At 35.1% G+C, this 5,675-nt stretch carries 6 protein-coding genes and 2 pseudogenes; 1 reads left to right on the forward strand and 7 read right to left on the reverse strand.

Features of this window, described 5'->3' with window-relative positions; genetic code table 11:
- Nucleotides 1-631 precede the first annotated feature (631 nt).
- The 3 genes from HMPREF1505_RS12595 to HMPREF1505_RS04485 all read right to left on the reverse strand — a co-directional run bounded on the left by HMPREF1505_RS12595 (nucleotide 632) and on the right by HMPREF1505_RS04485 (nucleotide 2,645).
- Nucleotides 632-1,180 carry a DUF5991 domain-containing protein gene (locus tag HMPREF1505_RS12595; protein ID WP_051412314.1) on the reverse strand — a complete coding sequence of 183 codons (549 nt, stop codon included), beginning with the start codon at nucleotides 1,178-1,180 and terminating at the stop codon, nucleotides 632-634.
- A gap of 58 nt (nucleotides 1,181-1,238) precedes the next feature.
- Nucleotides 1,239-1,580, reverse strand: coding sequence for an ankyrin repeat domain-containing protein (locus HMPREF1505_RS04480; RefSeq protein ID WP_231480334.1), 342 nt, complete (start codon nucleotides 1,578-1,580; stop codon nucleotides 1,239-1,241).
- 171 nt (nucleotides 1,581-1,751) lie between these two features.
- A complete protein-coding gene (locus HMPREF1505_RS04485; RefSeq protein WP_231480335.1) occupies nucleotides 1,752-2,645 on the reverse strand; it encodes a hypothetical protein in 894 nt (297 codons plus the stop codon).
- A gap of 197 nt (nucleotides 2,646-2,842) precedes the next feature.
- Here HMPREF1505_RS04485 and HMPREF1505_RS12825 point away from each other — a divergent pair.
- Nucleotides 2,843-3,704: pseudogene (locus HMPREF1505_RS12825) on the forward strand (hypothetical protein).
- A gap of 97 nt (nucleotides 3,705-3,801) precedes the next feature.
- Here the strand turns inward: HMPREF1505_RS12825 and HMPREF1505_RS13615 are convergent.
- The 4 genes and pseudogenes from HMPREF1505_RS13615 to HMPREF1505_RS13695 all read right to left on the reverse strand — a co-directional run.
- Nucleotides 3,802-3,927: a hypothetical protein gene (locus HMPREF1505_RS13615; protein WP_255326822.1), complete on the reverse strand. Its 126-nt coding sequence runs from the start codon at nucleotides 3,925-3,927 to the stop codon at nucleotides 3,802-3,804.
- A gap of 5 nt (nucleotides 3,928-3,932) precedes the next feature.
- Nucleotides 3,933-4,541, reverse strand: coding sequence for a hypothetical protein (locus HMPREF1505_RS12600; protein WP_155948910.1), 609 nt, complete (start codon nucleotides 4,539-4,541; stop codon nucleotides 3,933-3,935).
- Between the two features lie 86 nt (nucleotides 4,542-4,627).
- Nucleotides 4,628-5,002, reverse strand: a complete 375-nt coding sequence (locus HMPREF1505_RS12605; RefSeq protein WP_051412317.1) for a DUF2931 family protein — start codon at nucleotides 5,000-5,002, stop codon at nucleotides 4,628-4,630.
- Between the two features lie 334 nt (nucleotides 5,003-5,336).
- Nucleotides 5,337-5,675 (reverse strand): annotated as a pseudogene (locus HMPREF1505_RS13695) (type VI secretion system tip protein VgrG); the annotation flags it as partial.

Below are 5,675 nucleotides of genomic sequence, written 5' to 3' on the forward strand. Positions count from 1 at the left end.
TAAAACCATCTAATTAGAGGTAATCATACCATGTATGCGGATGAATCTCATTCTAAAAACAATCTACGCATTTAACGGAAGAATCAATTTTTATACGTGTTTTTTCTGAAGTTTTTGGGAAAACCTTTTTAAGCTACTCTGCTGTAATTGGAGTACTACAGCGTGGACATCCACCCTTTTCAGGCTCTGTGCGATTAACATTCGCCTTGCTGGGTTCTGCCTTTGGCGTTGGGATATGCCGCTTGACAGAGAAAAGAACTTCCTTCCCTTTAAGTATGTATTGTTTGGTTTCCTTTGAGGTCTGTCTATTTCTATTAATTACATTTCCATTGGACGATTGACTACTACTGAAAAGCCATGAGACAACAACCTTGTAGGCTGTACCTTCCTTGTATAGTGCTAATCTCCGCTGCTCATCTATTTCTCACAATCAATACATGATATATTTGTTACAACACAGACACATAATAGGTTCTTTCAATTTCAATCAGTCATAGAAAATAACTGAGACTAAAATGCTGATGAATCTATCAGATTAATTACAACAAATCTTACAATCGTATCAGGATGTAAAGGCGATGGAACAGAATCGCTGTTGTACAGTTGTTCTCTATTATGCCATACTTACATTCTACTGCTGTTTCTCACATTTCACCTTTACATTATTCTTACCTTTTTTATTTATGATATAGGGACTTTTAAGATAGTATTTGCCATTATATCGGTACAACTCCACTACCGTTACTTTCTCCGCATTAGACAAGGGCAAAGAATTATTCTCACCCAATGAAGCTAAGTAACACAATTTCAGATGATTCTCATTTTTTTTACTCACGGTACATAAGATTCGAAAATATGTCATTTGACCATTCCCCGTAAAGATACAGCTGTCTGGGCTAATCTCAAGCTCATAACTGACAAATATTGGGGGATAATCTGATGCCTGCATGTAATATTCATAATGACCATACCAGTTAGTATCCTTTTCAACCAACGACTGCAATTTACGTGTTTCTTGTAATTTATCTTTTTCGACGACTTTCTTTTCGTCACACTTGCTTTCATACTTTCTATGAACCTTTGGAGGTGCAACAATATTCCGCCTCTCTTTTCCTTGATGATAGGAACAAGCTGCAAAGACTATTACAAACAGAGATAAAATAAAAACATGCTTCTTCATACCAATATTCTATAAGATTTCAGATCATCTCTTTATTGCCGAATCAGACCATTACAATCTATCGTGACTTTTCCAATAGTTTTATTATTTCAACATTCTTATGACGACGAGCAACGAAGATGGGTGATTTTCCGCTTTTATCTCTCACCTTTGTCTTTGCCCCATACTTCAATAAGATTTTCACCATGTTTATATTATTCTTATCCACTGCAACCATCAGAGGATAAGTTATATAGTCTCCACCAAGGTTATCCAAGCCATTTGCCTTTGCTCCATATTGTAAAAGAAGGCAAGTAACTGGATAACTGTTCATACTACAGCTCATCACCAAAGGGCAAAGTCCATCCTCATTATAAGCCTCGTTAGGGTTGGCTCCTAATGACAAAAACAATTTTACCACCCTGCAGTTTTTCTTTGCAGTCAGAATCTTTATAAATGATAAGGCTGCGGAACTCTATTTTGTCATTATACTAATGGAAGATACTTCTAAATAATAGAGTAATGATAAATTCATATTTTGTGAATAACACTATTCATATGACACCTCTCTACATTTTAATTTTTTATTTCATTAATGTAACCTAAACTTTCCATCTACAGAAATATATTCTTTTTTCTTGATTACGATATCCTTATTAGGTCGAGCTATCATCTCTTTTAGAATAATCTTATTACTTCCAGTAATGATATAATGTAAATAAGAATTTTCCATTCGTCCCTTCCAGCTAATATTTTTAGCTTTATAGATGAGCAATCTATCTGTTAGTTTATACTTGTTATTTAATATACATAAAAAAAATCTTCTTTCTCCAACATGGTCACTAGCGAAAATTAAAAGATAATGATAATGATTTGTAGATGGTAGTCTTGCTATACAGCAATTCCCAAGATCCGTATCAGAATCTACCAAAGTGGAAATGAAATGCATTATAGTCTTGTTGACGTGCATTGTACCTGTTAAATCATTTATAAAATCGTAAGAGTATTCAAAAGGGAAATGAATGACTGGTATTTTGTCATAATTTGTAGCTATAGAAGTTTCTATAGAAGAAGGAACTTTCTTTTCGAGGCAGTTTTCAAGATAATCTTTATAAGAATCTTTATTATATTTGAGAATAACAGGAGATTCTGGGTCAAGAGAAATGTCCTTTAAAATATTCTTCTTGGTGTCAAGTATAATCCAGCCTATTGAACTTGTACTATTTTCACCATTACTATATACAAAGAGTCTTACTCTGTATATTCCAACAGATATTTCCTCTTCTATTTCAGCATGTATATTCTTTTTGTTAAATGGTGTTTTAAAATTGTGACATGATATAATTAAGTTCTTTAACTTTTCATCACACGATGCAGTCGTAAAATAGCTATCTTCTAAAGGAATGTTTCCTGAGGTATTTAATATTCCCGCATTACTTATACAAGTAGTAACAACTACAAATAATAATATATATATACGTCTCATTTCAAATTGTTTTATATATTTCATAACTAAAGTTTCCCACCCTAATAAATAGATAGAAAAATAACAGTTTGTCGAATTTTCTTTGTAAATTAGTAATCGCTAAAGAACTGATTTAAAGACAAGACAACAAAACTGTTATGGAAACAAAAATAGAGAAAATAAGTGAGCTATCCAAACTTTTGAGTGTCAAAACCTGAATGAGTGGTGGTTTATTTTATCTTTTTGGTAAGTTTGGCATCGGTCACCTGTTATCTCGCCTTTCACTGGAGAGACATGACGAGGTTTCTGCTTCGGAGTTAATCCTTTCTCATTGTCTCTTCCGCATTGTGGGTGAGAGCATCCACAGTATATGCAAACAAAAGATATATGAGCTTTCAAATCATGGTAAGAACTGTTTCTATCGGATGATGATTCGTCCTCAGATGGATTGGAAACGTTTGATGAATCACTTTGCACTGCGTTATATGTGCCTATTGCGTAAATATAACGAAGCTCCTCTATCTAATACCGCTACATGTTTCATTATAGATGATACCGTGCTTGAGAAGAGTGGCGTGAGAATAGAGGGTATCAGTCGTATTTACGACTATGTAGAAGGCAGATGTGTATTGGGCTACAAACTGCTACTTTATGCATTCTTTGAAGGCAAGATAACAATACCCTGTGTTTTTTCACTGCATCAAGAAAAGGGGAAAAAAGGAAACTAAGCAGTAGCTCGGATTAGGTGATTTTAAAGGTTGCTACTTTAATGGTCAGATAGCCGACGCAATGCAGTGTTACCTTACATATACCGTCATGGCTTTGGAAAAGAGATTCACAAAACATTAAACCATGGTCGAACTCTTTTCGGATATGGAGGGCGACTTCATGACATTAACGTTATGCAAGAGAGTTCTTGCTTGTATCGAGCGCATTCTTCGCATTTTAGGAGAAACGCTTGGGGTGACCCCCCAACACCTTATGGCTACAATCAGCGGTAATAACAAAGCGATGTGCAAAATCCTCGTAATGGCTAAAGCATTAGAAAAATGGAATGAAGTATATGGACACACTGCATAACCTCAGTTAGTCATGTGTTAAAAGTCAATGGAAATAAGGGAACGACAGGCAAAGGGGAATGAGAAAAACCTGTGTTTGAAGGGGTGGGAAACTTTAGTTATTCACCTATAAAGTAAGGAGGTCTACCCGTATGCTCGTAATTCATATAGATAATTTCTGCATCATCAGAACCTATCGTATTCTTATCTATTTCTATTTTCGTTTGCTTGATAAGATATGACATTTTTATTATCCTCCTATAAATCTTATATCATCTGGATTTATATTCCAATTATTACTATAATAAGGTTCATCTTCCTCTTCTCCTCCACGAGGAGTTGTAAGAAAAGCATAAATCTTTGTTTTTTTCAAAGGGTATTCCTTAACTCCTACACGTAGAAAAATCTCAAACTTATTATTATATTTACTTACCCTCACTATAAACTCTCCACGCTGGTTGTGATTCTCACCAAAAGCTTTGCGAAAGATTTCTATCACTTCATGTTCATCGAAGTAAAACCATCCTTCATATTTGGTTTCTCCCACATTCCATTCAAACAGCAGTTCGGAAAGGCGAGCTTTCATGTCGATAGGATTACCGTCATATTCATAGACAAACTCTCCATTAGCATAGTTATATATAGTACGTGTAGTACCAAGGCGAGCTTTAGGGTCTTCCAACTCCAGACGAATATCATAATTGAAACGTTCACGGTAAGTGTCCCATAATTTCATAGGGATACCATTGGTCTGAAGATTTGCAACGACATCGCTATCCATTGAGTTTATATAATATTCTTTCGTATTCTTTGCAAAGTGTGTAGCCTCCTTGTCAAACTGCTTTAAGGGCATCTTCACTTCGTGTGCCTGAATGGTATCACAGATAAGATCTCTCCTCCCCTTTGCAGCAAGATATAACCATATCTGACCACCAGGAAGAAGAGTTATGACAAAATTCTCATATTTAACTCGTTTTTTTGTGGTCGCAAATAAAGCTCTTTTTTGAATAACTCTGTCATTCTATCTTGTAATGCCTTTGGTAATTTTATCTTTGCCTCATAATATTTAGCTTCGCTATATGACAGCCAAAGCACGTTTATACTGTTGGGTACTTCCTGCTTCTCATCCTCTTCAAATTCGTTAAGAGACACTGCGCCACCAGGAACTCCAAGCCCTTTATGTACCATACGGTCCATTACTGGATATTCATCACCTTCTGTTCCAAACCCTACAAAGGCATACTTGATTTCTATAGGATAATTATAAGGAGCTGCCACAGTTGGCATCCAAGAAAATTTAGAATCTTTAGACTTTTCCATTCTTTTATTACTACTACAAGATATAACTCCAAAAGAGAGAAGTATCATTATAAAACAGTATTTAATTGTGTTCATTATTTTATATAAATAAATTCTGTATAACAATAAGTATCAATAAGGATTATGTAAAATTGACATTAATTTAATCCTTATCCTTTTGCAATATCAACTCTAACAGCACTCTTTATGTACATATTAGCTTTTGAAGAAATATTCGATTTAGCTTCTGATAATGTACTAATCTTTGATTTGGAACATACATCTATATTTTGGTCTACATCCATGTTGAATTTACCTTTTATGGTATGACTTTCATCCCCTGATATGACTGTATTTACATTTTTGTTATAGAAGAATCTACATCTCCGCCAACAGATAGTCGTGCATTACCATCAACGGTCATATTTGCATCTCCTCCCACCTGCATTGTAAAGTTCTTTCCCACATTTACATTCATGTTCTCTGATGCATTGATGTTGACATTCTTCGTATTGACATTCACTTCTTCAGCAGAAGATATGGTGATGGTGCCATTTAATTCATCAATGAAGATTTTNTTGGCACGAGTGGTNTGTAGNAGGATNGTATGGGCGGTATCGTCAAAGGTAACGGTNGANCCGCTTNGGGTGGTAAGACTTTTCTTGTGGTTGGCAGCAAAGCCTCCGCTACCTGT

It is taken from the genome of Prevotella sp. ICM33, from assembly GCF_000517825.1.
GTDB classification, from domain to species: Bacteria; Bacteroidota; Bacteroidia; order Bacteroidales; family Bacteroidaceae; genus Prevotella; species Prevotella melaninogenica.

What these genes read in the sequence shown, in the direction of transcription:
- HMPREF1505_RS12595 (WP_051412314.1), bottom strand. Translation starts at nt 1,180, where the DNA reads ATGAAGAAGCATGTTTTTATTTTATCTCTGTTTGTAATAGTCTTTGCA.
- HMPREF1505_RS04485 (WP_231480335.1), bottom strand. Translation starts at nt 2,645, where the DNA reads ATGAGACGTATATATATATTATTATTTGTAGTTGTTACTACTTGTATA.
- HMPREF1505_RS13615 (WP_255326822.1), bottom strand. Translation starts at nt 3,927, where the DNA reads ATGTCATATCTTATCAAGCAAACGAAAATAGAAATAGATAAGAATACG.
- HMPREF1505_RS12605 (WP_051412317.1), bottom strand. Translation starts at nt 5,002, where the DNA reads ATGGAAAAGTCTAAAGATTCTAAATTTTCTTGGATGCCAACTGTGGCA.